The organism is Alteromonas sp. KS69 (assembly GCF_003989595.1).
In the GTDB taxonomy this organism is placed as follows: domain Bacteria; phylum Pseudomonadota; class Gammaproteobacteria; order Enterobacterales; family Alteromonadaceae; genus Alteromonas; species Alteromonas naphthalenivorans.
This window is the reverse complement of record NZ_PYHU01000017.1, coordinates 129,090-155,029: the sequence shown is the minus strand read 5'-3', so window position 1 is coordinate 155,029 and position 25,940 is coordinate 129,090. Positions and strand designations below refer to the sequence as shown.

Annotated in this window: 20 protein-coding genes; 11 read left to right on the top strand and 9 right to left on the bottom strand. The window is 45.3% G+C overall.

Translation table 11 applies throughout. The features are described 5' to 3' along the window. Positions 1–180: 180 nt before the first annotated feature. Complete coding sequence (locus C7Y69_RS12790) at positions 181–2,844, top strand: ATP-dependent RNA helicase (protein ID WP_126872971.1); 2,664 nt, start codon at positions 181–183, stop codon at positions 2,842–2,844. Positions 2,845–2,873: 29 nt separating this feature from the next. Here the strand turns inward: C7Y69_RS12790 and C7Y69_RS12785 are convergent, their stop codons facing one another. Then, positions 2,874–4,100: a lytic murein transglycosylase gene (locus C7Y69_RS12785; protein ID WP_126872970.1), complete on the bottom strand. Its 1,227-nt coding sequence runs from the start codon at positions 4,098–4,100 to the stop codon at positions 2,874–2,876. A 127-nt stretch (positions 4,101–4,227) separates the two neighbouring features. Beyond that, positions 4,228–4,431, bottom strand: a complete 204-nt coding sequence (locus C7Y69_RS12780) for a hypothetical protein (RefSeq protein WP_013785703.1) — start codon at positions 4,429–4,431, stop codon at positions 4,228–4,230. Positions 4,432–4,656: 225 nt separating this feature from the next. Between C7Y69_RS12780 and mrcB the strand changes: the two genes are divergently transcribed. Further along, on the top strand, positions 4,657–7,002 hold the full coding sequence (gene mrcB / locus C7Y69_RS12775) for a penicillin-binding protein 1B (protein ID WP_409513430.1): 2,346 nt from the start codon (positions 4,657–4,659) through the stop codon (positions 7,000–7,002). A 213-nt stretch (positions 7,003–7,215) separates the two neighbouring features. On the opposite strand, the gene C7Y69_RS12770 is transcribed toward mrcB, so the two are convergent. After that, positions 7,216–7,503 carry a hypothetical protein gene (locus C7Y69_RS12770; protein ID WP_126872969.1) on the bottom strand — a complete coding sequence of 96 codons (288 nt, stop codon included), beginning with the start codon at positions 7,501–7,503 and terminating at the stop codon, positions 7,216–7,218. A gap of 371 nt (positions 7,504–7,874) precedes the next feature. Beyond that, a complete protein-coding gene (locus C7Y69_RS12765; RefSeq protein WP_013785699.1) occupies positions 7,875–8,792 on the bottom strand; it encodes a DUF808 domain-containing protein in 918 nt (305 codons plus the stop codon). Positions 8,793–8,963: 171 nt separating this feature from the next. Here C7Y69_RS12765 and C7Y69_RS12760 point away from each other — a divergent pair, with 171 nt between their 5' ends. Further along, positions 8,964–9,761, top strand: a complete 798-nt coding sequence (locus C7Y69_RS12760) for an AraC family transcriptional regulator (RefSeq protein WP_126872968.1) — start codon at positions 8,964–8,966, stop codon at positions 9,759–9,761. Between the two features lie 229 nt (positions 9,762–9,990). Continuing rightward, positions 9,991–10,869: a DMT family transporter gene (locus C7Y69_RS12755; protein WP_126872967.1), complete on the top strand. Its 879-nt coding sequence runs from the start codon at positions 9,991–9,993 to the stop codon at positions 10,867–10,869. A 39-nt stretch (positions 10,870–10,908) separates the two neighbouring features. Here the strand turns inward: C7Y69_RS12755 and C7Y69_RS12750 are convergent, their stop codons facing one another. Further along, positions 10,909–11,796, bottom strand: a complete 888-nt coding sequence (locus tag C7Y69_RS12750) for a hypothetical protein (protein WP_126872966.1) — start codon at positions 11,794–11,796, stop codon at positions 10,909–10,911. A gap of 225 nt (positions 11,797–12,021) precedes the next feature. Between C7Y69_RS12750 and glnK the strand changes: the two genes are divergently transcribed. The 4 genes from glnK (at position 12,022) to C7Y69_RS12730 (ending at position 16,483) form a co-directional block, all read left to right on the top strand. Next, on the top strand, positions 12,022–12,360 hold the full coding sequence (gene glnK, locus C7Y69_RS12745) for a P-II family nitrogen regulator (RefSeq protein WP_013785695.1): 339 nt from the start codon (positions 12,022–12,024) through the stop codon (positions 12,358–12,360). A gap of 32 nt (positions 12,361–12,392) precedes the next feature. Further along, positions 12,393–13,640 (top strand): ammonium transporter, encoded by a 1,248-nt coding sequence (locus tag C7Y69_RS12740; protein ID WP_013785694.1) that lies wholly within the window; start codon positions 12,393–12,395, stop codon positions 13,638–13,640. 183 nt (positions 13,641–13,823) lie between these two features. Next, the gene (gene ggt, locus C7Y69_RS12735; RefSeq protein WP_126872965.1) at positions 13,824–15,503 is read left to right on the top strand and encodes a gamma-glutamyltransferase; all 1,680 of its coding nucleotides are present in this window, start codon (positions 13,824–13,826) and stop codon (positions 15,501–15,503) included. Between the two features lie 50 nt (positions 15,504–15,553). Next, the gene (locus C7Y69_RS12730; RefSeq protein ID WP_013785692.1) at positions 15,554–16,483 is read left to right on the top strand and encodes a Dyp-type peroxidase; all 930 of its coding nucleotides are present in this window, start codon (positions 15,554–15,556) and stop codon (positions 16,481–16,483) included. A 13-nt stretch (positions 16,484–16,496) separates the two neighbouring features. Here the strand turns inward: C7Y69_RS12730 and C7Y69_RS12725 are convergent, their stop codons facing one another. From C7Y69_RS12725 to C7Y69_RS12710, 4 genes are all read right to left on the bottom strand, one after another. Then, complete coding sequence (locus tag C7Y69_RS12725; protein WP_013785691.1) at positions 16,497–17,579, bottom strand: adenylate/guanylate cyclase domain-containing protein; 1,083 nt, start codon at positions 17,577–17,579, stop codon at positions 16,497–16,499. 18 nt (positions 17,580–17,597) lie between these two features. After that, on the bottom strand, positions 17,598–18,881 hold the full coding sequence (hemL, locus tag C7Y69_RS12720; RefSeq protein ID WP_126873001.1) for a glutamate-1-semialdehyde 2,1-aminomutase: 1,284 nt from the start codon (positions 18,879–18,881) through the stop codon (positions 17,598–17,600). Then, positions 18,868–19,899 carry an aspartate carbamoyltransferase gene (locus C7Y69_RS12715; RefSeq protein WP_013785689.1) on the bottom strand — a complete coding sequence of 344 codons (1,032 nt, stop codon included), beginning with the start codon at positions 19,897–19,899 and terminating at the stop codon, positions 18,868–18,870. The genes hemL and C7Y69_RS12715 overlap by 14 nt, the downstream gene beginning before the upstream one ends. A gap of 85 nt (positions 19,900–19,984) precedes the next feature. Then, on the bottom strand, positions 19,985–20,641 hold the full coding sequence (locus tag C7Y69_RS12710; protein WP_126872963.1) for a TetR/AcrR family transcriptional regulator: 657 nt from the start codon (positions 20,639–20,641) through the stop codon (positions 19,985–19,987). A gap of 120 nt (positions 20,642–20,761) precedes the next feature. Between C7Y69_RS12710 and C7Y69_RS12705 the strand changes: the two genes are divergently transcribed. From C7Y69_RS12705 to C7Y69_RS12695, 3 genes are all read left to right on the top strand, one after another. Then, entirely contained in the window at positions 20,762–21,916 is a 1,155-nt protein-coding gene (locus C7Y69_RS12705; RefSeq protein WP_126872962.1) for an efflux RND transporter periplasmic adaptor subunit, read from the top strand. Further along, positions 21,913–25,059, top strand: a complete 3,147-nt coding sequence (locus C7Y69_RS12700) for an efflux RND transporter permease subunit (RefSeq protein WP_126872961.1) — start codon at positions 21,913–21,915, stop codon at positions 25,057–25,059. Before C7Y69_RS12705 ends, C7Y69_RS12700 begins: the two co-directional genes overlap by 4 nt. Positions 25,060–25,244: 185 nt before the next feature. Beyond that, entirely contained in the window at positions 25,245–25,940 is a 696-nt protein-coding gene (locus tag C7Y69_RS12695; protein ID WP_126872960.1) for a DUF2982 domain-containing protein, read from the top strand.

Here is a 25,940-nt window from a genome sequence, read left to right as displayed (position 1 = left end):
TGAAGTCAACACGCCCTAGTTAATAGAAAATTGTTTAAACCCAAATGGACATATCGTCAGGTGTCTCTATTTAGCTGTGCTTAGTCTAGCAGTGCTTGTTTTAACGCAATGCAAAACTTCTGCTACAGGTAAATTCAAGTACAATAGTGTGAGAAGTTTATCTAGGTATTGCAAACCTTTATGTTACAGCCGTTATTACATTTACCCGCCGCCCAGCTTATTGAACCCGTTAATAAGGCGATTAGTGAAAACAACCTTATCATAGGTGCACCGCCGGGTGCAGGTAAGTCTACGGTGCTACCACTTTCTCTGTTAAGCGCGATACCACAGGGCAAAGTGTTGTTGATGCAGCCTCGCCGCGTAGTCGTAAGGAATTTGGCGAATTATCTGGCAGGCATACTTAATGAAAAAGTGGGCGACACAGTAGGTTACCGTATTAAAGGTGAAAGTAAGGTAGGAAAGAACACCCGCCTTGAACTCATTACCGAAGGTATACTCGCCAGAATGATTCAGTCTGACCCTGAACTTGCTGGGGTATCGGCCATTATATTTGATGAATTTCATGAGCGCAGCATTCATAGCGACTTCGGTTTAGCGCTAGCCCTCGACGTACAAGCTGGCTTGCGAGAAGATCTCCGCCTAGTGGTGATGTCGGCCACCCTTGATGTAGAGCCGCTTACTGCATTAATGAATAATCACGGGGCTGTGCCCGCAATCAACCTCGATGCAGAAGGGCGAACTTTCCCCGTTACTATGCATTACAGCAAAGATGTGCTCGCCCATGAGGTGGTTAGCGCCACCGCAGAAATGACTACCCGAGCGTTTTCTCAACACCAAGGTGATGTACTGGTCTTCTTGCCAGGAAGCGGAGCCATTCGAGGGGTGGCACAACGACTTTCTACGCTGGAAGATAAATATGATGTGGCATTGCACACACTTTTTGGGGCGATGAGCAAAGAAGCCCAACAATCCGCTATCAACCCTGATCCACAAGGACGACGTAAAATTATTCTTGCCACCAATATTGCCGAAACAAGCTTAACCATAGAAGGGGTTAAGGTGGTGGTAGACAGTATGTGGGAGAATCAAGCGCAATATAACCCTTCCAGTGGTTTTACCCAGTTAATGCAACAGCGTATATCCCGAGCATCGGCTATTCAACGGGCTGGGCGAGCGGGACGCGTTAGCGCGGGCGATTGCTACCGTCTATGTAGCCAAAGTAGTTTTGAACGTATGGCGCAGCATAATGCTCCGCAAGTATTACGAGAAGATGTTTCGTCCTTATTGCTCGATGCCTTGCAATGGGGCGCTACGCCCTCATCGTTGGCGATGTTAACCCAGCCAACTAATGCACAGCTGAAGGTGGCTAGTAATAACTTAACCGCCATAGATGCTCTTAGAGATCTTGATGACAACCCAATAATTACCTCCTATGGGCGTAAACTGTCCGACATACCCTGCCATCCGAATTTGGCGAATTTGTTAATACGCTGCGAGCAAGGTGTTGAAGGGGTAGAGCCTGCACTGCAAAGGAAACTTAAATGTGCTGCGCCTTTTGTGGTGGCATTGGCCGAAAACCTAGCTGGACAGTTTACACAAACCTATGTCATTGATGCGCTGTTGAATCTTGATGGTCAAGCGCGCAAACAGCTTCATCAGCAAGCATCTAAATATGCAAGATATGTTGGTCTTACGGCGAACGATTTGGACATTAACGGTATAGACGAAGAAGCATTGGCGCTTTGTATTGCCATTGCCTTTCCTCAGCGGGTGGCGTTTTATCGGGGGCAAGCACCTGATAAGGCCAACGGAAAAGTAAATGGAAAGCAAAGCGGACAAGGGGCTACACAAGGTGCTATACGAGGGACCCTGCAAGGAAATATGCAAGGAAAGCCTCAGCAAAGTGGATATAAGCTCGCCAGTGGCAAGGGGGGCGAATTAGAGCAGCATTCCCCTGAACAGTGGTTGGCCGTTTTACATGGTCAGCAAACCGGAAATACGGTGAAGTTCAGGTTAGTCCAGCCGATTAATGAAGCCCTGCTTCGTGCCGTGTTCCCAAATGAGTTTACTAGCAAAAAGCAAGTACGTTACAACGTGGCAAAAAAGGCTATGGAAGCACGGGTGATTACCGGTTTTCATGCCATCGACTTAGCCAGTGAGCCCGTATCAGGGCAAGAGAAACAGCAAGATAATCGCTTTTGGAAAAAACAGACTGCTTATGCATGGTTTGAATATTTAGAGAACATTCCAGTAAGTGAGTGGCCACTCACTGAAGGTGACTGGCAATGGTGGAACAGACTTAAACTTGCTGCTTCGTTGAATTTACCTCAGCCGCAGGCGTTCGATAAACCAGACCCGTGGCCTCAGTCTTTGCCGGCATTAATGCACAATGCAAAAGAGGCATTAATTGAGCCTTTAAGTCGATGTGAGTCTTTGGCGAAACTACAAAAGTTGCCATGGAAAAATACGCTAAATAATGCACTTAGTTGGCCGCAGCAAGATGCCCTTGCTTCACTATTACCAACTCATTTACCGATACCCACAGGGCGTGATGCTGCACTTGAGTATCGCGATAACGGTGATGTGGTGTTAGCCGTTAGGATGCAAGAGATGTATAGCCAAACTGCCACACTGACGGTGGCGGGTGGCAGAACCAATATTGTTTATGAGCTATTGTCGCCAGCAGGACGACCACTTCAAACCACTAAAGATTTAGCGGGGTTCTGGACAGGCAGTTATTTAGCGATTCAAAAAGAAATGAAAGGACGCTACCCCAAGCACTTTTGGCCAGACGAACCAGCTACCGCTAAACCCACCGCCAAAACAAAGAAGGCGATGGGCTAACGGGGGCAAGTAAAGCCTTTTAAAAGCGGCTAAGCACTCTTATCAACTAAGTTTAAAGACTGCATCACGTTAAGGCCCGGGAAGCCGTCAGCAATCATATCGTTTGCTATTTGATAGTTGCGAATACCTTCGCGGGTAGCAGGGCCAATTATTCCATCGGGGGTACCAACATCGAAGCCACGGTCATTCAGTTTTTTCTGTAAGCCAATAATATCGTTGCGGCTGTAAGCGGGTAAATCAGGAAGGGGAGCAATAATCCCGGATGCGCCTGAAATTCTATCGGCTAATACGCCTACCGCAATAGCGTAAAACTCTGAATTATTCCAACGCATGATCACGCGAAAATTTTGGTAACCCACAAACGCGGGGCCGGCATGTCCTGCAGGAACCACCACGTATGCTTTGGTATCGTCGTCGCCTAATGGGCTAGCATCGGCTTGTTTCACGCCAAGTTCATTCCACTGGGCTAGAGTACGGCGGTTTTTATAACCAGAGAGTTGATAATCAAAGTTCTCTGGAAGCTGCACTTCCCGACCCCAACGAAAGCCTCGTTGCCAGCCTAAACTTGCAAGAAAGTTGGCCGCAGAGGTTAGTGCATCTTCTTCACTATTCCATAAGTTAATTTGACCGTCATTGTCGCCATCTACCGCGTAATGGGTATAAGCTGACGGCATAAATTGGGTATGACCCATAGCGCCAGCCCAAGAACCTACCATTTCCTCACGGGTGAGTGACTCACGCTCAAATAATTTCACTGCAACCAAAAGCTCTTGGGTAAAGTATTCGCTTCTTCGGGGATCGCAAGCAAGCGTGGCTAATGAATCAAGAACAGGCATTTTGCCTTTGTAATTACCAAAATTAGTTTCAAGCCCCCAAAAGGCAAGCAAATAGTGCGGCGGCACACCGTACTTGTCACTTAATTTGTGCAACAAGTCCTTGTGCTTTTCGTACATTTCCTTGCCCTTATTCGTGCGCCAATCGGTTACACGTTTACTAAAGTAGCCCGGAAAGGTTTGCACGAATTCTGGTTGGCTTCTATCAAGCTCTATTACACGAGCTTGGTATACTAATGAGGGGAAAATGGTATCGACAGTGTCTTGACTGACACCTTGCTCAAGTGCTTTGTTGGCAAGTTGAGAGGTACACACGGAAAACGCCTCATCGGCCATTGCAGTCGTGCTGCAAAGCCCTGATAGCAGTGCTGACATCATTGATGCTGCAGTGACCCACTGATTCCCTTTACCCTTTAAACCCATAATTCAATTCCTGTATTGCGAGCACACATGCTATCTCAATGTGACTGTAAAACGCGAGTATAATTCAATGATGCGCTAAGGTTTATGGCAGATGATACGTAACAATATGTAAACCTACCTTGGGGCGTTATGCTGTAGGCGCTTGTTTTAAAATACCAACAATGTCGCCATCGTTGTTTAATTCAGCAAGCTCGATTAAATACCCTTTTTGAAGTTCATCTAACGAACGACCCTCTAACAGCTCTTTCACTCTGGCCTTTTCTCCCGCTACGATAGCCGATTGTAACCCTTCCATATTGGCAATAGAGCTCGCCTTATTTTCAGATGTCATAATTTCTCCTTGAGTGTAGATATTCAACATTACTACGTATGGCGTCATTGAAACGATTGATTTTAACGTGGCGCTATTTTTGTAGTTGTTGCCAAGAAGGAGCAGTGGTAGTGTTCGCTAACTTCAGAGTGTGTAGCATGCAGTTGTTTATATGCTTCACCAATATTCTTCAGCATTCGCTGGAAATTGTGCGCAGAAAGCTGCACAATTTTTCAGCTTCGTATCATGGCATTTTCAGTGGCTAAAAAAGTGGCAAAAAAACAGACTAAAGCGGCATCCAAGCCTAAATCTTTTTCAATAATGAAACTCTTCTTACGTTTATTCTTAGTAGGCGTTGTGGTACTTGGAGCCTATGCTTTTTATTTAGATGCGCAGATTAAACATGAGTTCTCAGGTAATAAATGGGAAGTTCCGGCACAGATTTTTGCCCGCCCCTTAGAACTCAGTAAAGGGCAGGAAATTACCCCCACCGAAGTAATTGATGAATTAACCTTGTTGGGGTATCGCAAAGTTAATGAAGCAGATGGTAGCGGTGAATACAGTTTTCGAAATGGCATTTTAAATATTCAGCGCCGTGCGTTTCATTTCCCTGAAGGGGCAGAAGGGCTTCGTCACTTAGAGATAACTTGGCAAGGCAGTCGGATTAGTCTGATTCAAGACAGAACGCAAACTCGCCCATTTGGCACTGTAAAACTTGAGCCATGGTTAGTTACGCGCATGGTCAGCGGTAGTCAGGAAGACAGAATGTTGGTCACACTGGATACTATTCCCGATATGCTGCCAAAAGCGTTAACGCTGGTGGAAGATCGCAATTTCTATAATCACCACGGTGTAGCGCCTTTATCAATACTACGGGCGCTATTAGCAAATATTGCGGCGGGCAGAACCGTACAAGGTGGTAGCACGCTTACCCAGCAATTAGTCAAAAATATGTTTCTAACCCGTGAGCGCTCGATTGTGCGTAAAGCGAAAGAAGCCATTATGGCGGTGATCATAGACGCCAGGTATTCCAAGTCGGAAATCATTCAAGCCTATTTAAATGAAGTCTTCTTAGGACAAAATGGAGACATGGCGGTGCACGGTTTCGGGCTGGCTAGTTATTTCTACTTCGACCGCCCAGCAAATGAACTAAGCACAACTGAAATAGCAACGCTTGTGGCTATTATCAAAGGCCCTTCTTATTACAATCCACGTAAACACCCCGAGCGCGTCAAAGAGCGCCGAGACTTGGTGTTGCGTATGTTATTTGACGAAAATGAAATCGACCGCAGCCAATATGAGCGGGCGATTAATATGCCGTTAGGTTTGGCCAGTGGCGCTAGTTTGGCCAGCGGCAAACATCCTGCTTTTATGGAGCAGGTAAGACGAGAGCTTGCAGATATTCTAGCCGACTCAAGCTTGCGTGACTCCGGTGTAAAAGTGTTTACCACGTTAGATATCGTGGCTCAGCGCCGGGCAGAAAAAGCCCTCTCTGGCACGATTGCAAGTTTACAAACGAACAGAAAAAATCCCCTTCAAGGCGCGATGGTTGTGACCGACAGTGCCAAAGGCGAAGTGCGCGCCATTGTTGGCGGTAAAGACTACTCATTTAAAGGGTTTAACCGAGCGTTAGGAGCGAAGCGTCCAATCGGTTCATTAATTAAACCTGCGGTGTATTTATCAGCCCTTGAAGATCCAACCCAGTTTAATTTAGCCACGCCACTTGAAGATGAGCCTATTACGCTAGAAAGCCGTAATGGGCAGCAATGGTCACCGTTAAATTACGATAAAGAATTCAGAGGGCAAGTGCCGCTTATTCAAGGATTGGTTGAATCTTTGAATGTGCCTACCGTTAATTTAGGCATGCAAGTGGGGCTGGATGTTATTGCTGACACGATTGCACGACTAGGCGTTACCTCTCAGGTCAATTTAGTGCCTTCTCTTACGTTAGGGGCGGTAGAGTTAACGCCGTTTGTTACCAACCAAATGTACCAAACATTATCGAACGGCGGGCGCTATGTTCCCCTTCATACAGTGAGCTCAGTCGTAACCGCTGACAATGCACTGTTATGGAAAAAGGCCGAATTTTATGCGCAGCGAACCGATGAAGCTGCTACTTACTTACTGAACTATGCACTTTACAAAGTCACGATAGATGGAACCGCAAAACAAATAGGTGCCAACTTTGGTAACGTGAATATGGCGGGTAAAACCGGTACTACTGACGATTATCGTGATAGTTGGTTCAGCGGCTTTGACCGTAACAACGTGGTGACTGTGTGGGTCGGCAATGATGATAACTTGCCAGTAAATTTAACCGGTGCCAGTGGTGCCTTACCGGTGTTTATTAATTATATGAAGTCTCAGTCACCTAAGTCTTTATCTCGCCGCTTTCCAGATGGTTTGGGTATTGCGCACTTTGACGCGAAGACCGGCGCGGTAGTGATTGCCGGTTGTGCCGGAAGCATGAGTGTACCTGCTATTCTAGATGCGTTACCGCCTGCGCAACAAGATTGTTCTGGTAAAGCAGTGAAGCCTGATGGAGAAAAAGAAGGCGAAAAGAAAAGCTGGTGGGAAAGAATATTTGGATAAAAAAACAGGTAGGCAGTAAAAAGCATCCAACTCAATATGCTTTTTATTGCCTCCTGAAAAAGCCCCAGGGAGTAGGCTAAACTTTAAAATTAGTACTAAAACTGGTCTAACATATATCGCGCTGTTGAAAACACTACAGCGCTAAGTGCAAATGCTGCTACGGGTGCCAAGACCAACATAAATAATGCGCTAGCGGTTAGCATACCTGCCTCCTTACGCGTCGTTATCGTTTTGAAACTCATCACTTTTCATTGGCGTAATCGTAATATCTGCAATTAAAGTGCTGGCTTCTGCCGCATCCGGTTCAAAAGTATGACTGGCCGTTAATACGTCATACGTGATGCCTATCGTCATATCTTGTTTTACATCAGCCATTGCACTAGCCACTAAATAATCGGTTTGCGATAGTAGGTTACTTGTTGGTTCATCCGCCATTGCAGTGGTGGCTGTAAATGCAGTACTTAGAATCAGCGCAGTAAGTAATTTTTTGTTGGTAAACATGGTTCATCTCCTATGAGTAAAAGTAAGTCACTGCACTAAATCGGACTGCTTGGCAGTTATTTATTAAGTCGTTATCAATTAACAATTAGTTTATAGCGAGGGATGTGCCATCTTTTTATAATTAGTTAAGTTGTTGATTGTTATTATATTTTATTTTCATTGTTTTTAAGGTAGGTTTTCGCAATTAACGAATTAACTAATATTTAGTTAGTTTGTAGATGTGTTTTGGTCAAAATAACTAACGCTGATCATTGTGTGAAATGAAAATTAAAGCGGGACACAGCAAAGCAGAGAATATGGATAAGGTAAGTAGATACATATTTGGCTAAATAAACGTAAGGGGCAGTGATTCTACCCCTTAAACACACCATTTAGTTTTTGCGTAAGCGAGAAGCTAGGGTGAAGATGATGGCTAAAACGGCGCCAGCGACTAGACCTGCAAGACCATCGGCAGCAATCGCCATTACGGTCGTTATTGATGGCGCGAGTTCGCTGAACCACACTGCGGCGTGATGCAGAAAACCAATGTTGTGAGTAAGAATGCCGCCGCCCACCAAAAACATGGCAATGGTGCCAACTATTGCAAGGGTTTTCATCAAAATGGGCGCGGCTATTAACAGTGCACGGCCAAAGAAGCGTTGGAGGGTGTTCATGGTACCCGTGAGTGATTTACGCAGTAAATACAGCCCTACATCATCCATTTTGACAATACCAGCAACCAGCCCGTATACCCCTAATGTGATAGCAATGCTAAGCGCCACCAATACACCTACTTGAGTGGTAAAAGTGGCATCCGTTACACTCCCTAGTGCAATCACAATAATTTCCGCTGAAAGAATAAAGTCGGTACGAATAGCGCCTTTAATTTTCTCTTTTTCAAACGCGACCATATCCACTTTTTCATCAGCAAGGGCGTTTATTCTGGCTTCACGTTCTGCTGACTCATCATCATGAGGTAAATATTTATGAAGCAGCTTTTCAGCCCCTTCAAAGCACAAATAGAGTCCACCTAGTACAAGAAGTACGGTGATTAACGAGGGCACAAAAGCGCTAATAAGAAGGGCGGCAGGAACCAATATAACTTTATTTAGCAATGAGCCTTTTGCTACGGCCCACACAACGGGTAATTCCCTGTCAGCTTTCACGCCCTGTACTTGGTTAGCGTTAAGCGCCAAATCATCCCCCAAAACACCAGCAGTTTTCTTTGCTGCCACCTTCGACATAACAGCAATGTCATCCATTAATGTTGCGATATCATCGAGAAGGGCTAATAAGTTCGCAGCGGCCACGTCACATTCCTTTCAAAAACCAAAAATGCAGCATACGTTGCACTGTCATAGGTTGGCAATGTTAAGGTATAAAAAGTAATAGCTAATTTTTAACGTATTGAGTTTTTGCGCCCTAATGACTTTTATAAGAGGCACGTAAGCTTAAAGCACTATGTATGACTGTGAGGTATCGTGAAGCCGTCATTATCTATTCGTTCTTATACTCGCACTATGTGTATGCACGCTCATGACTATTACCAGTTAGTATTGCCACTTAACGGGCATATCGATATATCGCTTAATACTTTCAGTGGGTGCGTTGGAGTAGGAGAGGGGATTTGTATAGCACCTGGTGCCATTCATGGCTTTACTGCTGATGAGCAGGCGAAGTTCATTGTAGCGGACTTGCAATCGGTGCCGGACAATATTGCTGGCGGCAATTTATTTGAAGAAGGCTCTTTACCCGCTGAAGGCTCCTTATCCGTTAAAGGCTCCTTATCCGCTAATGCCTCTGACCCCGCTAAAGGCGCTCCCATTTTTCAAATAAGCACACCCATGCAGGCGTTTTTAGCGTATGTGGAAGTGCAATTAACGCATCACATCACTGATGATGAGAATGACGCCATGTTAAGTTTGTTCTCGGCACTTTTAGCCCAGCAGCAACGCGGTGTCGCCACTGATAAGCGTATAATCCCAGTGCTTTCTTGCATTCACCAAGATGTCGCCTACCCACACACTATCACGTCCCTTGCTAAAATTGCCTGTGTGGGCGCAACACAATTTAAAAAGCGCTTTATAGCCGCTACTGGGATGGGGCTAAGGGAATACCTCATTAATGTGCGTATGGAGAAAGCACGGGCCTTACTGAGCAATACAGATATGCCTGTTATTGCCGTGGCGGTAAACGTGGGGTATGACGATGTGTCTGCGTTTACCCGTCGGTTTAAACACCATGTGGGTATGCCACCCACGCACTTTAAGCGTCGATAGCCAGGAAGGTAACTATGATCAGTTCCTTTCATAAGCTAAGTATTTATTCCCGTAGTATTTGCCCGAAAAATAATGGCCCGCAAAATATGTGAAAGCGCAGTATTCATTAACGCAGCAAAGTTTAACTGAAAATCAGGCTTTTAAATCAACCACACCGTCTTTTCTGCACAGATAGAATATACAATTACAGTTATGCTTAGGCTTCTTGAATTTTAAAAATAGGCAAGTAATGGCAACGTTTATAGGGCTTGTGGCCATAATTTCGTGGGGCGTATTAGCTGTGTTGGGTGTTTACGCATCGTCAGTGCCGCCTTTTCAGCTGCTTTTTATCTGTTTTTCAGTTTCTGCGCTATTGCTTTTTTTAAAGCGATTAATTAAGCGAGAGCCGTTATTTACATTACCTAAACTAACACTTACCCAATGGATAGTGGCTACCAGCGGTCTCTTCGGATTTCACTTTTGCTATTTTCTAGCCCTTCGTTATGCACCGCCTATTGAAGCAAGTCTTATTGCCTATCTATGGCCGTTACTGCTGGGTATTGCAGTGGCTAACGCGCACCAACGGTTGTTTGCTGTAATTGGAGGTGCACTAGGTTTTATTGGTTGCGGAATTTTAGTTACAGGGGGGGAAAGCATTCAGTTTAATAGCGAATTTACACTGGGTTACGGGTTGGCATTTATTTGCGCCTTAATTTGGTCGGGCTATTCGTGGTTTATGGCGGGCACAAAAAGCGATGTTGAAGACATTGGCTGGATATCTATTGCAGTAGCAGTGCTAGCGCTGGGCTCCCACCTAACTCTAGAGTCGAGCCATTGGGACCTTTCATTTAACGCTTGGGCAAGTGCAATATTACTAGGACTTGGGCCTGTAGGTGGCGCGTTTTACTTGTGGGATATTGGGCTTAAATTTGGTAATCGCCAGTTGTTGGCGAGCCTAAGCTTTGCTACACCTGTTATCTCCAGTATTGCGCTATTTTTGTTTGGAATAAGTACACTGTCCACCGCCATTTCAATAGCAATTGTACTTATTATGGTAGGCGCGCTAATTAGCAATGCTGTGCCAGCGCTCATCATGAAACGTCGTCTACGCCAAGCGGCAAATGCCTAATTAATCAGAAGGACTCAAAGGGTCTTAGAGTCTAAGCGGCTAGTCTTTCACTGGCTCTTTAGCGACGCGAGCCTCAATAAAGCGGTCGTAGTCGCTGCCCTTGCTACATTCAAGGGTACCGCCGGCAAAACCACTTAAAACGGTAAGCGCTTTGTTGGTGGTGCCAGAGCAATTTACTTTTTTCACTGGTCGTTCTTCATATGACGTGTCCTCCTCACCTTTTCGAGTATCAACAATATCTGGGCTTTCTATTTTCCGCCTATGTGCTTCAGCCGCTCTTAAGCCTTCCTCAGCAATTTCTTCTTGCTCTCTTCGATTAAAAAATTGCGAGGCACTGGCCCGTGGAGACAAGTTTAAACTACCAGCTTTCTGGTTCCTCGTTGAGGCGTTGATAGTAGCTTGGGTATTGGAAATCGTAGGCGCGGGTGCTTCAGGCAAGGGTGTTTCAGTTGAGTAGTTCTCTGTAATTGTGCTTTCTGTATTTGGTGCAGTCTTGTCTTGTTTTACTTCTGTGGGTTTAGCTTCTACTGGCTTAGTCTCTACCGCTTTTATTTGCTCGGCAGTGTCAGTCACTTTTGCTTTGGGGCTTTCTGGTACGTTAGGCTCAACAACGGGAGGAGTAACTTCTACCGGCTCAGGTGCATCAGTAATGGTTTTTTCTACGCTAACGTGGGGGTAATACAAGGTTGCACTAATGGGTGCAGGCTTGTGTGCTGGTTTTACACCGCTTTCAAACGTAGTAAAGAAAATCACTATTACTAACCCAATTAGGTGTAAAAGGGTTGAGATAAGTAGGCCTTTTGCGAGTTTACCCTTCTTGCTCGCATGAAAAACCTGCGCACGTTCAGGCACATACTCAGGCTCTATAATAGGAGTGATAATTGTCATACCTAGTAACTGACCCGCAGCATTACTAATTAGTTCCATCCTAATTTCATCGCTATTTTCAGTTAATTTAACTCACCGCGCTCTAAAGTTGGGCATTGATGGCGCTATGCACCAGTCTGGTGCGATAAATGTAAACAAAATGCATCACGTATTAGTTAACCCGTTGTTTTTAATCGTTAATTATTTGTGGCACATCTCTTGGTTTACTTCCCTGTACAAGACACGAAATGTGCAAAACAACCATTAAAAAAACTGGAGCAACTCATGAAACTAGTCACAGCTATCATCAAGCCGTTCAAGCTAGATGATGTTCGTGAAGCCATTTCAGAAATCGGAATTGACGGTCTAACCGTTACCGAAGTGAAAGGTTTCGGACGTCAAAAAGGCCACACTGAACTTTACCGCGGCGCGGAATATCAAGTGGATTTCTTACCTAAAGTCAAACTGGAAATTGCCGTTCAGGACGACCAGGTAGATCGCTTGGTAGAAGCCATCGTTGGCGCAGCCAAGACTGGCAAGATTGGTGACGGTAAGGTATTTGTTTACGACCTTGAACAAGCCGTACGTATTCGAACTGGCGAGTCAGACACAGACGCGTTGTAAGCCACAACGATTAATTTGCGGAGAAAAGCATAATGGAAATTACATTTGAACTCGGGTATGCACTAGATACCTTTTACTTCTTAATCTGCGGTGCACTAGTTATGTGGATGGCGGCAGGTTTCGCCATGCTAGAAGCTGGTTTAGTACGCGCTAAAAACACGACAGAAATTCTAACTAAAAATATCGCGTTATTTGCCATTGCTAGCACCATGTATATGATTTGCGGTTACGGCATCATGTATGGTGGCGGCGAGTGGAGCCCGTTCCTTGGTGGAATTATGGGTGACGGCGCAACAGGTGTTGCTGAAGATGCGGCAACGTATGCACCTTCTGCTGATTTCTTCTTCCAAGTAGTATTCGTTGCAACGGCAATGTCTATTGTTTCTGGTGCAGTGGCTGAGCGTATGAAGCTTTGGGCTTTCTTAGCATTCGCTGTTGTGATGACTGGTTTCATCTATCCGATGGAAGGTGCTTGGACGTGGGGCGGTGAAGCTGTATTTGGCATGTACACCCTTGGTGACCTTGGTTTCTCTGACTTTGCAGGTTCTGGTATTGTTCACATGGCAGGTGCTGCTGCAGCATTAGCTGGTGTATTAGTACTAGGTGCTCGTAAAGGCAAATATACTGCTGACGGTAAAGTTAACGCTATTCCAGGTGCTAACCTTCCACTTGCTACGCTAGGTACATTCATTTTATGGATGGGTTGGTTTGGCTTTAACGGTGGTTCAGTACTTGCTACTGCTACAGTTGAAAGTGCAAACGCGGTTGCGATTGTATTTATGAACACTAACGCCGCAGCCGCTGGCGGATGTATTGCAGCGCTTATCTTAGCACGCATTATGTTTGGCAAAGCTGACCTAACTATGGCCCTTAACGGTGCACTAGCTGGTTTGGTAGCAATTACCGCTGAGCCTTCAACGCCTACGCCACTACAAGCAACCTTATTCGGTGGCCTTGGTGGTATCTTAGTAGTACTAAGCATTGTAGCGTTAGATAAACTTAAAATTGATGATCCAGTAGGTGCTATCTCTGTTCACGGTGTGGTTGGTTTACTTGGTCTTATCCTTGTTCCATTCACTAACGACGGTTCAAGCATTGTGGGTCAGTTAATTGGTGCTGCTACCATCTTTGTTTGGGTGTTTGTAGTAAGCCTAGTTGTTTGGTTAGCGATTAAAGCCGTTATTGGTGTTCGTGTAACTGAAGAAGAAGAATTCGACGGTGTTGATATGAGTGAATGTGGTCTGGAAGCTTATCCTGACTTCACCAACGGCCGTACGTAAGGAAGTCTGAACAGGCAAAATTACTTATAATAACGATAATGCCTGTATCACCAATCTTAAGCCCCGCATCTGCGGGGCTTTTTTCGTTTTTCATAAAGTTAAAAATAACGCTAAACTATTGATAATTTACTTAGTTAGCAATAATGCTACATTAGGTTTGTTCTTTTATTAGGAAAGTAAATCATGCTGTTGCGATGTTTGTTACTACTGTGTGTCAGTCAAATGGCTTATGGGTACGATAGGGTTACCGGCGCGCCGTTTGCGAGTCGTTCAGAAGTTATTGCTCAACATGGTATGGCTGCGACCAGCCAGCCTCTTGCTACCCAAGTGGCTCTCGATGTTCTTAAACGCGGCGGTAGTGCTGTAGATGCCGCCATTGCTGCAAACGCGATGTTGGGGCTTGTTGAACCTACAGGGGCAGGTGTAGGCGGCGATCTATTCGCAATAGTATGGGATGCTAAGGAAAATAAGTTAGTTGGGTTAAACGCATCGGGTCGCTCTCCTAAGCTGCTGACCAAACAAGTGTTTAACGATAGAGGTTTAGCGCTAATACCTAAATTTGGGCCACTGCCTGTGTCTGTGCCTGGGGCCGTAGATGGCTGGTTTATGCTACATGAAAAGTTTGGCAAGTTACCTATGACAGCGTTGCTCACGCCGGCCATTGAATATGCCAAAAATGGCTTTCCTGTTTCTGAACTGGTTGCTTATTATTTAGCAATGAACAACGAAAGAATAGGTCATTACGATGGGTTTGCAGAAACGTTTCTTATTAATGGGAAAGTCCCCAAAAAAGGGGATGTTTTTAAGAACCCTGGTCTCGCGGTAACCTACGAAAAAATTGCCACCGGCGGGCGAGATGCTTTTTATAAGGGTGACATTGCGCAAAATATTGACGCTTACATGAAGTCGCAAGGTGGCTACCTTTCTTATGCTGATTTAGCGTCGCATACGTCAGAATGGGTAGAGCCGGTATCAGCAAATTATCGCGGCTACGATGTATGGGAGCTTCCCCCTAATGGGCAGGGTATTGCGGCATTACAAATACTCAATATATTAGAGCGCTATGACATTGAAGGCATGGGCTTTAATTCTGCCGAGTATATTCATACCTTTGTGGAAGCGAAAAAGTTAGCATTTGAAGATCGCGCAAAGTTCTATGCTGATCCCGCATTTAACGACATTCCAGTTGAGTGGTTAATTTCCAAAGATTACGCCACTGAACGTCAGCAGCTTATTAACGGCGCTAAAGCCGCAGAACGTGTAGACGCAGGTATTTACGATGGCGATACAGTTTATTTAACGGTAGCCGATAAAGACGGTAATATGGTATCGCTAATTCAAAGTAACTATCGCGGTATGGGGTCAGGAATGACACCCCCAGGGCTTGGTTTTGTACTACAAAATCGTGGTGAAATGTTTACCTTAGAAGAAGGTCATTTCAACGAACTTAAGCCTGAAAAGCGTCCATTTCACACCATTATCCCTGCATTTGTTACTCGTAATGGTGCACCATTTTTAAGCTTCGGTGTAATGGGCGGAGGTACTCAGCCTCAAATGCATGCGCAAATTATTGTGAACATGCTCGATTTTGGTATGAATTTACAAGAAGCGGGTGATGCTCCGCGTATTTTGCACAGCGGCTCTAGTTCGCCAACAGGTAAGTTAATGCTTGATGGCGGTTATATCAGTCTAGAATCAGGATTTGATGAGACAGTACAGCGAGAGTTAATGGAGCGAGGTCACACATTGCGTCGCGTTGTTGGTGCTTTTGGGGGCTATCAGGCAATTATGTGGGATGATAAGCGCAACGTTTACTTTGGGGCTTCTGAAAGCCGAAAAGATGGACAAGCTGCGGGTTACTAATACACACTCGTATCATTGTTCGCCATGGTTAAATAACAATAAGAGTGCCCATGACACAACCACAAAAAGGGATTTGCGCAGAACCTAATTTACATGCGCAATATTTACTGCTTAACGTTATTGATGACGATAGTGAGGCGGTAAGGGCGAAGCTTGCCCGCGTGTTAGATATATTCGAACACTTTGAGTCTGAGCATTACGAAGCTATGGTGACCGGTGTTGTGGCTATTGGAACTGGCTATTGGACTGAAGTGTACCCAGGCTTAATTCCAGTAGAATTGATGCCTTTCCCTGATATGCAATGTGAAGATAGAAGTGCGCCTACTATGCCCTGTGATTTGTTTATTCAAATTAGGGCTGACCGTTTAGATATCTGCCATGCTATCGGCATCGAGGTCATGGATTTACTCCGATTACATGTAGAAATGGTAGAGCAAATTCGTGGTTTTCGTTACCTTGATGGACGGGATCTTACCGGGTACTTGTATGCCGCAGATAACCCTCGTGGAATGAAGCGCAGAGAGGTTGCCATCGTCAATGAAAACGATCCTGATTTTAGCGGTGGAAGTTATCTACACGTACAGCGCTACAAGCATGACTTACGCCGTTGGCACAGTCTTTCATCACGGCAGCAAGAACAGGTGATGGGGACCACTCAGCAGCATAACTTGGTGAGTGCTGAACAGTCTGAATCTTCTCATAGTGTTCGCGCCAATATAATTACCACTGAAAGTGGTAAGGCGGGGCTGATTAAACAAGGTATGCCATATGGCGATATGGTGTCGCAAGGGCTAATGTTCGTGAGTTGTTCGGCCAGTGCTAGGCCCTTTAAAGCCATGCTACATAGCCAAATATACGGCAATGGTGATGGAGATTATGACCGCTGGTTAGATTTCACCAACGCGGAAACTGGCGCTGCCTTTTTTGCGCCATCCGTTACCTTTATTCGCGAACAGGCGAAAAATATAGAATCTGAATAGGGTCGGTGAGGCTTTACTGTATAGTTAAGGCGCCATCCCAGTCATCTGGCAGCAGCATGTTTTGATATATACGACACACATCGATATGGTGCTTCGCCAAGGAGTCTTGAGGAAAAATAGCTAACGCCGCTTCAAAGTGCGCTATAGCCAAATCCCACTCTTTATCAATTCTACAGGCTAGGCCGGCGGCAATTTTAGATTGAACTGAAAACCGTTCTTCCTGCTGTTGATGTGGTAAATGGCTTAGCACCTCATAAATTTGGATTGGGGCTTTGCGGCCTTTTACCCGAACCCAGTCAAGAAGCCGCGTTTTAACAGGGAACTTGTCCCCCATTCCTTCAAGTACTTGTGCACTGACAATAATGTCAGCCCCGTACTTTGGCGCTAGTGCTTCTAAACGACAAGCAATATTAACGCTGTCGCCAATAACAGTGGTATCCATTCTGTCATCAGAACCTACCGTTCCCATTACCACAGGCCCATAGTGTATTCCCACACCCACATTAATGGGAACAAAGCCCTTACGCTTACGACGAATATTGTAAAAATCGAGGGTTTTGCGTAATTCCATCGCAGCGTTAATTGCGTCAATAGCTTTATCTTGCGGGGTACCACCTGGATGATCAAACAATGCCATCATGGCATCGCCGATAAACTTATCAATAAACCCGCCGTTCTCGTGAATTGGTTTATTCATACGTAGGAAATACGAGTTGAGAAACCCCATAAGCTCCTGTGGGCGCATTTTTTCTGATAAGCCGGTAAAACCGCGAATGTCGCAGAAAAGGATAGCTACATCCTGCTCATCGGCATAACCAAGCTCAATATGGCCTGAGCCGGTTTTAGTGATATGGTCGATAAACTGTTGAGGAACAAATTTTTGAAAGGCTTGAGATAATCTTAACGCTTCATCAGCAACGTGTTGATTATGCTGTTCGGCTGAGGAATCTGATTTTAACTTTGCTTTACGTCGCTGTCGGTAAATAAGTCTATTAAGTCTGTGCCGGCGATACTTTACCAGCACAGCGGTAACGACAACACTGTAAGCAAAAACTAAAAATAATACACTTAGTAGTAACCAATCCGTCGACGTCAAAATACCTATCCATTGTTATTATTTAAGCATTGCAAACACCTTGTCAGCGGCTTCTAAAGTTTTCGCAATGATGTCCTTATCATGCGCTTTAGATACAAATCCAGCTTCGTATGAGGCAGGTGCCAAGTAAACACCTTGCTCCAACATGCCGTGATAAAATTTGTTGAACTGCTCTGTATTGCAGTTAATGGCCTGCTGATAATTAGTCACGCGCTCAATGTCCGTGAAGAATATCCCAAACATACTGCCGGCAACATTAGTACTTAGTTTAATACCGTGCTTGTTGGCAAGGGCTTGCATGCCATCAGCAAGTGCTTGGGTATTTTCAAAGATGCCTTCGTAAAGGCCTTCTTCTTGAATTTGCTCCATGGCGGCTAAACCTGCTGCCATCGCCACGGGGTTGCCAGAAAGTGTACCAGCTTGGTAAACAGGGCCTGTAGGAGCAATATGAGTAAGAATGTCTCTTCTACCACCAAAGCAGCCAACTGGCATTCCGCCGCCAATCACTTTACCTAAGCAAGTTAGGTCTGGTTTTATGCCGTAACGTTCTTGAGCTCCGCCGCGTGATACCCGAAAACCTGTCATCACTTCATCAAAAATCAGAAGGCTACCGTATTCGTCACACACATCACGAAGACCTTCTAAAAAGCCTTCAACAGGTGGAATACAGTTCATATTACCAGCAACTGGCTCAACAATTATACAGGCAATGTCGTTTCCGTGTGCCTTAAACACATTCTTTACACTTTCTATATTGTTATATTCAACCGTTAAGGTGTGCTCGGCCACGTTAGCAGGTACACCAGGAGAACTCGGCACACCCATGGTCAATGCCCCTGACCCCGCTTTTACTAGCAACGAGTCTGCATGACCGTGGTAACAGCCTTCAAATTTAACGATTTTATTGCGACCCGTGTAGCCGCGAGATAAACGAATAGCGGACATGGTGGCTTCAGTGCCTGAATTTACCATGCGTACCATTTCCATTGACGGCACCAATTTACTTACCGTTTCAGCCATAATAATTTCAGCTTCGGTAGGTGCACCGAATGAAAGGCCGAATTCAGAGGCATCGATGACTGCTTGACGAATTTGTGGATTATTATGGCCCAATACCATGGGACCCCACGATTGCACGTAATCGATATACTGTTTACCATCGGCGTCCCACATGTAAGGGCCATCAGCCTTGGTAATAAAACGAGGTGTGCCACCCACAGCTTTAAAAGCGCGAACGGGAGAATTAACACCGCCAGGAATGGTTTTTTGGGCGCGGGTAAAAAGGACTTCAGATTTTTGCATGTAATTCATTGCTCTTGTTGCTGAACCATACCACTTCACGTTCATATTTGGTCAATAACTCTTCAACGCCTAACGTAAGCGCAAATAACGCCATGCGTACGAGAACGCCGTTGTCGGTTTGTCTGAATATGGCAAGGTTTGGATTTAAATTTAGGTCGTTATCTAGCTCGTTAGCCTCTATACGAGAATCCCGAGGAAGTGGATGCATAATGACAGTTTTGGACTGAAAATGGCGAGTATAAATAGAGTGGTTTAAACGGAACTTCCCACGGTATTTATTGGCTTCTTCTTGAGAAGGAAAACGCTCTTCCTGAATACGGGTTTGGTAACAAATGTCGGCATCTAAACTGCCTTCAAATGTTTCGGTTATATTAAGCTGGTGCCCCGCATTTTCAATCGCATCGATAATTGGTTGTGGCATGGCTAATTCTTTAGGCGATATTAGCGTGAAGCGCACATTTTTAAACAAACATAAAAGGCGAGACAACGAGTGCACGGTTCTACCGTAACGAAGGTCGCCAATCATTGCGATATGCAAACCATCAATCCCATGGCCATGGTATTCCAATTCACGTTTAATGGTAAATAAATCGAGTAAGGCTTGAGTGGGGTGCTCATTAGCACCGTCACCACCGTTAATCACTGGAACACGACTGCCTTCTGCAAACTCGGCTACCGAACCCGCAGCAGGGTGACGCATAGCAATAATATCTGAGTAACCGCTAAGTACACGGGCGGTATCATAAAGTGATTCGCCTTTCGCTAAGGCTGAACTGGCCATGCCGGTGGTTTCACGCACTTCGCCACCTAAAAGGTTAAACGCAGTACCGAAACTGACGCGGGTACGGGTGCTAGGTTCGAAAAATAAATTACCAAGGATGGCGCCTTCAAGCACAGTAGTGCGCTTTTGGCGTTTCGCATAGGGCTGCATGGAATCAGCAACTGAGAATACTTTCTCAATAGCCTCACGATCGAATTGATTAACCGAAAGAATATGATTACCGGTAAAGTCAGACATGTGTCACTCAATCATCAACGAAAACGGCTGTAGTGTATAACAAACGAGGAAATAAGTAATCCTTCGTCGCCGTCTAGATGGTGAGTTATTCGTCTTTATTTGTACAATAAGTATTAAATAGCAGTAAGGTTTTCTCGACAGCAATTTCTACATGAGCGCTAATTGCTTCATCAAGCATTGCCTCTTGAACACCGCACAGCAATTTGTTGTGAAACTCACTTTGTAGCAATGAGCAAAAGTCTATGGCCAACTGCACACTGTTAGCTTTCGTTAGCGCGCCTTTACCATAAAAGAAGAACACTTCAGAGAAGGCCTCTATCGATGCACCAGGTCCAGCATCATAAAATAGTTTTGCCACATGAGGTGTGCTTTGCGCTTCACCAATGACCAATCGGAAAACAGCAACTGCCTCTGGATCTTGTATCAACCTGATGAACTGCGTACCTACCTGCTTCAAATAATGGTTTAGCGGAAGGTTAGCATTCGTGCCTTGCATCAATTGATTGGTATCTAGTTGGTAAGATTGGCATTTCTTCGTAATAGCGGCCTTAAACAAGGCATCTTTATTATCAAAGTGGGAATAAACCGTTTGTTTTGATACCCCAGACGCCTTAGCAACATTGTCCATTGAGGTATTAGCGAAACCATTTTCGATAAATAAACACGACGCTGAATGAAGAATAAGGTTATGTTTTTCTTCGCTTTTTGGGCGGCCTTGTCGTTTGCTTTTTTGTTCGGGCAATGGAATCTCACTTAAATTTTAATATCAAACTAGACGGTCTAGTATTTATAATCTAGCATAGTAAAAATAGTATACCAAATATGCCTAGGCGAATAAGCCTGCAGAAGCAAGGAAAATGAAATGACAATTGAGTCTACTGAACAAGGAAAAGGGGCATCGACAGCATTGTATGCTGCTATCGCTATCTTCGTTGTTGGATTAACGCTTCTGCTGTTTGCTGCCGGGCTTAATGGCGCGACACAAAAACTTGCTGAGCATCCACCTACTGCGGTTTCAACTAAGCGAGTCACGCTACAAAACGGTTTTGAAATGCCGGTAAAAATTTATGGACTCATTGAATCTCCCAAAGCGGCGGATGTGTCTTTTGATACCAGTGGCCAAGTCATAGCAATTTTCGCTGATGAAGGCGATAGGGTTCAAAAAGGTGATGTACTCGCGAAGCTAGACAATGACAGGTTGTCTGCGCGTCTTGTGGAATTAAACGCAACGTTAGAACGTACCCGTGCAGATTTAACGTTAGCAGAGCTCAGTGAAAAACGGGTGACTGTGCTGGTAGAGAAAAAACTAGAATCGTCGCAACGTTTAGATGAAGTGAAAGCCAATACGGCTGCAGCGAGCGCACAGGTAAAAGAAATTGAAGCGAGTATTGAAAGTTTAGATGTAGAGCAAACTAAAACAGCATTGCTCGCGCCTTTTTCAGGCACAATCAGTGCGCGTTACTTTGATGAAGGTAGTGTTGTCGCTGCAGGGGCTGCTTTGCTTAGTCTTACCAGCGATGCCCCTTTACAAGCCCGCTTTGCGGTGCCAGCGGATATGGTTTCTCTATTTCGTGTAGGTGAAAAGGTAGCCCTGAATGTTGATGCGTTAAATATTGAAGCGATGGTGAGCCAACTTTCTCCTGTACGCAACAGACAAACCCGTACTGTTGATATCTTGGTTAATTTATCGAGTAATGCTGGCTTAAGACCGGGCGATCTTGCCACCTTGATAGGGCAACGTCACGGCGATAGCAACGGCAGTTGGATACCTGCTAGTGCACTTAGCAATGGTTTACGAGGGCTATGGCGCGTGTTCGTAGTGTCAGAACAAGAAGGGCTTAACCTTGAGAGTAGAACCGTTGAAGTTATTTATACCGACGGTGAGCGTGCCTTTGTACGCGGCGCATTAAGTGAAGGCGACCGCTTAGTCACAAGTGGAACGCATAAGCTATCGCCAGGGCAAGCGGTTAAATTGAGTGAGGGTGATGTGAATAGCGCTGATGGAGCAACGCGATGAACCCTATGCTATTTGATACCGATAAAAAATATCCATGGTATACCTTATTCTACCGACGACCTCACTTACTCGTTTTAAGCTTAGTGATATTGCTCGTTGCGGGTATGTCTGCGTTAGGTAATTTACCGCGCTTAGAAGACCCTAGAATTGATACCCGAAATGCCCTTGTGATCACGTCCTACCCAGGGGCTTCGGCTGAACGGGTGGAAGCGCTTGTCAGTGATGTAATAGAAGATAAGCTACGAGAAATCTTTGAAATAAAGGAAGTTAAATCTACCTCAAGAGCTGGTATTTCAGTCATTAATATTGAAACCCAAGATTGGATTGATAGCAGCAGTAACGAACAGTTATTCAGTGAAATACGAGACGCTATAGGCGAAGCATCAGCAGGTTTCCCAGAAGGCGCAGGTTCGCCTATATTCGATGAAAAGCGCGGTGCCACTGCATTTACATTATTGTTGGCATTAAAAGCGTCGCACCCTGATACCACATCACTTACTCTTACGGGGCGTTTAGCGGAAGAACTCACCGATAGACTTCGGAATGTACATGGCACCGAGTTAGTACGTATTTATGGTGCCCCCGAAGAAGAAATTAGCGTAAGTATCTCCCCTGATAAACTTGCGGCAACTGGCCTAAACCTTGGGCAAGTAAGCAATATTATTAGTAACGCAGATCCTAAACTTCCTGCAGGTGTGCTGGACACTGAAAGCACAAATTTACGCTTCACTGTCGCGAAAGGGTTGGATGGGGTGGCGATGGTGTCTGCTATTCCGTTGGTTAATCAAGATGGTCGTTATTTACGTGTAGAAGACGTTGCAACGGTAATTCGTGGGTATGTGACCCCTCGTTCTGACATTGGCGTGCTTGACGGAGAAGAAGTTATCTTCGTTGCTGCCCGAATGCAAACCTCGCTACGTGCCGATGTGTGGACCAACGATGCGTTAACCGTGGTTGATAGTTTCAATCGGGAATTTAAAGGCACGGTAACAGCCAACATTGCTTTTGAGCAAAATAAATATACCGGCAATCGCTTAGCCGAACTATCAGGCAACCTATTAATGGGTTGTGCGGTAGTCATGTTAGTTATATTACTCTTTATGGGTTTTAAAGCGTCTTGGATAGTGGGGTTGGCGCTTCCGTTATGTGCGTCTTTTGCGTTGTTCTCTCTTAACTTTTACAACGAGCAAATTCACCAAATGTCCATCTTCGGCATGATCATCGCCATCGGACTATTAATCGATAACGCCATTGTTATTACCGATGAAATTAGGATCAATTTACAAGACCCATCAGCTACTCGGGTTGGTGCAATGGCCAAAAGTGTTTCTCACCTTTTCGCGCCTTTATTGGCCTCTACACTTACTACCATATTGGGCTTCATGCCTATTTTCCTGCTGAACGGCAACATTGGGGATTTTGTTGGGCCTATTGCTATTAGCGTGGTGATGGCACTAATCGGCTCGTTGTTTATATCGTTGACAGTAATAGCGGCATTAGCCGCTCGCTTTCTGCCTAAAGGTGAACAAGCTGAAAATATCGCGAATAAACATTGGTGGCAAGTGGGGTTACAAGCCCCTGAATTAAGCCAAGCGTTTCGCGTACATTTAGCCGCGTGGATTGCTCGACCGATTTTAGTCCTACCCCTAGTGCTAGTGTTTTGTATCTCTGGTTTTGTGCTTTCAGGCACGTTGGCAAACGTATTTTTCCCCAGCGCTGATAGAGATCAGTTCGAAGTTTATATGTGGACGAAAGAGGGTAGTAGCATAGGTAATACCCTTGCTTACACCCACAAAGTCGACAATGTTATTCGCGAAAGCGAAGGGGTTAAACAGGTGACATGGTTAGTAGGAGGTTCTGCTCCTTCAGTGTATTACAACCAAATCATGACACGTGATAATTTACCCAACTTTTCCAACGCCGTTGTTACAACGCATACGGTAGAAGAGGCGGCCAAATTAATTGGCCGTTTGCAACATCATCTTGATGATACCTTCCCTGAAGTTCAAATTGTGGTGCGTGCATTTGGACAAGGTCCGCCTATTGCTGCGCCGGTAGAAGTAGAAATTTTCGGGCCCGATTTAGACATATTGAATGAATTAGGTCAGCAAGTTCGATTTTTAATGTCATCAGTGCCCGGTATTTCCCAATCTACAGCCAGTATCACCATGGGGGAGCCACAACTTAATGTAGATGCCTCAAGCGATACATTGTCTTACCTTGGCTTGAGCCTTTCCGATTTAGCGAGTCAGATGCAAATTAACTTTTCAGGGCTTGCTGGTGGTTCAGTTTTGGAAAGCACGGAAGAAATTCCTGTGCGCGTAAGATTATCAGATAGTTTCCGACAAGATGTGGCGGGCATAAACTCCATGCCTATTCCGGTGGCAGGAGACGGTTCGGCAAATAGCGCTATAAACTGGTCGTCGTTAGGTGCAGTGGCTTCGTTAACACTAGCACCGTCTATCAGCAGCATTACTCGACAAGATGGCGAGCGGGTCAATCGTATTCAGGCTTACCTTTTGCCGAATGTGCCCCCCGTTGATGCCAGTAACACGTTAAGACAGAAGCTAAACGACAGCTTAGTGTTGCCAGAAGGGTATCGTATTCACCTTGCAGGTGATGCAGATGAACAACAACGCGCAATGGGGCAGTTAGGGACTTATGCACCGGTGCTCCTTGTACTCATGCTGACTACTCTCATTCTAACCTTTACGAGCTTGCGTATGGCGGGGGTGATTGTATTGGTAGCTATACTGTCAGTAGGGCTTGGCATGTTTAGTTTATGGTTATCGGGCTTACCGATTGGCTTTAACCCCCTATTAGGCTCTGCGGGGTTAATCGGGGTCGCGATAAATGGCTCCATCGTGGTTATTGCGGCGATAAATGCAAACGCAGAGGCTAAACATGGAAATATCGCTGCAATCGTGCAAGAAACCATGGGGTGTAGTCGACACATACTTTCCACCACCTTTACCACGGTGGGTGGGTTAATCCCGTTATTGCTCTTCAGTGAAGGAAGCTTCTGGCCGCCTCTTGCTGTCGTGCTGGCCGGTGGTGTGGGTTTTTCTGTCATATTATCGTTAGTGTTTACCCCCACCTTGGTGGCAGCATTTCAGCGATACCGCTATCGACATATGGCCTAACAACACGCGTTATAAACAGGTAAACTGTATTTATTATTAATCTGTTTGCCTGCTTATGCGTAAAAATCAGAATAAACAAAATGCGCCAACACGCCATTTTAGCTGGTGGAAGACAGGCTGTGCCGTCTGCCAGCGTATTCGACTTTATGTGCTGTGGGCCTTAATTATGGTGGTTGTGTACCTGTATGTCTGGCAATAGTCCTGAACCTATTCTTATTCGAGCCGCGTCAAAGAGTAATGGCATAACCAGTATTGTTATTGGTTGTGCAGGGCTAGTGTTTGCAGCGCTTTGGTTTGTATTGCTCCCTGATTGGCTTTTCCTTGCGGGTATTCTGATCACCAGTGCCGCATTAGTTACCTTGCTGGTGGGCTACTTTAAAATTCGAGAGCCTGAATTCAGCCTAGAAATGACCACAGAGGTAATTACCTATCGCCACCGGTTGGGCAGTTGGCGAATACATTGGGAAAACCTACAACGGGCAGACTGCCCTAGAGTACGACAAGGTTTAGATCATGTAGGGCTTGAAACCGTAGGCTTCAAATTAAAAGACTATACCGAGTTTCTCTCCAGTATATCGCCACGTTTAGCCACCCATTTGCTTATGGAACAGCGACCATTGTTGCTGCATAACACAAATGAAGGGTGTGCAACGGGAAGTTGCTACGAAGAGTCTATGTTCGATGACAATCATTTCACGTTGAACGATGGCACGGTTCTGACTGGGGTAAAAGCCATGTTGGCAAACCGTATGGCAGAGCTTCGCAAGCGCCTAGGCTATGACGTGTTTATTGCTACCTCTGACATAGATAGAACCCCAGAAGAATTTGCTGCGCTCATTTCTCAATGCCAAGCCGCCCGCAGAACCAATAACGTCCAATAA

Coding starts and splice junctions, on each gene's coding strand:
- C7Y69_RS12790 (WP_126872971.1), top strand. CDS start 181: ATGTTACAGCCGTTATTACATTTACCCGCCGCCCAGCTTATTGAACCC.
- C7Y69_RS12785 (WP_126872970.1), bottom strand. CDS start 4,100: ATGGGTTTAAAGGGTAAAGGGAATCAGTGGGTCACTGCAGCATCAATG.
- C7Y69_RS12780 (WP_013785703.1), bottom strand. CDS start 4,431: ATGACATCTGAAAATAAGGCGAGCTCTATTGCCAATATGGAAGGGTTA.
- mrcB (WP_409513430.1), top strand. CDS start 4,657: ATGGCATTTTCAGTGGCTAAAAAAGTGGCAAAAAAACAGACTAAAGCG.
- C7Y69_RS12770 (WP_126872969.1), bottom strand. CDS start 7,503: ATGTTTACCAACAAAAAATTACTTACTGCGCTGATTCTAAGTACTGCA.
- C7Y69_RS12755 (WP_126872967.1), top strand. CDS start 9,991: ATGGCAACGTTTATAGGGCTTGTGGCCATAATTTCGTGGGGCGTATTA.
- C7Y69_RS12750 (WP_126872966.1), bottom strand. CDS start 11,796: ATGGAACTAATTAGTAATGCTGCGGGTCAGTTACTAGGTATGACAATT.
- glnK (WP_013785695.1), top strand. CDS start 12,022: ATGAAACTAGTCACAGCTATCATCAAGCCGTTCAAGCTAGATGATGTT.
- C7Y69_RS12740 (WP_013785694.1), top strand. CDS start 12,393: ATGGAAATTACATTTGAACTCGGGTATGCACTAGATACCTTTTACTTC.
- ggt (WP_126872965.1), top strand. CDS start 13,824: ATGCTGTTGCGATGTTTGTTACTACTGTGTGTCAGTCAAATGGCTTAT.
- C7Y69_RS12730 (WP_013785692.1), top strand. CDS start 15,554: ATGACACAACCACAAAAAGGGATTTGCGCAGAACCTAATTTACATGCG.
- hemL (WP_126873001.1), bottom strand. CDS start 18,881: ATGCAAAAATCTGAAGTCCTTTTTACCCGCGCCCAAAAAACCATTCCT.
- C7Y69_RS12715 (WP_013785689.1), bottom strand. CDS start 19,899: ATGTCTGACTTTACCGGTAATCATATTCTTTCGGTTAATCAATTCGAT.
- C7Y69_RS12705 (WP_126872962.1), top strand. CDS start 20,762: ATGACAATTGAGTCTACTGAACAAGGAAAAGGGGCATCGACAGCATTG.
- C7Y69_RS12700 (WP_126872961.1), top strand. CDS start 21,913: ATGAACCCTATGCTATTTGATACCGATAAAAAATATCCATGGTATACC.
- C7Y69_RS12695 (WP_126872960.1), top strand. CDS start 25,245: ATGTCTGGCAATAGTCCTGAACCTATTCTTATTCGAGCCGCGTCAAAG.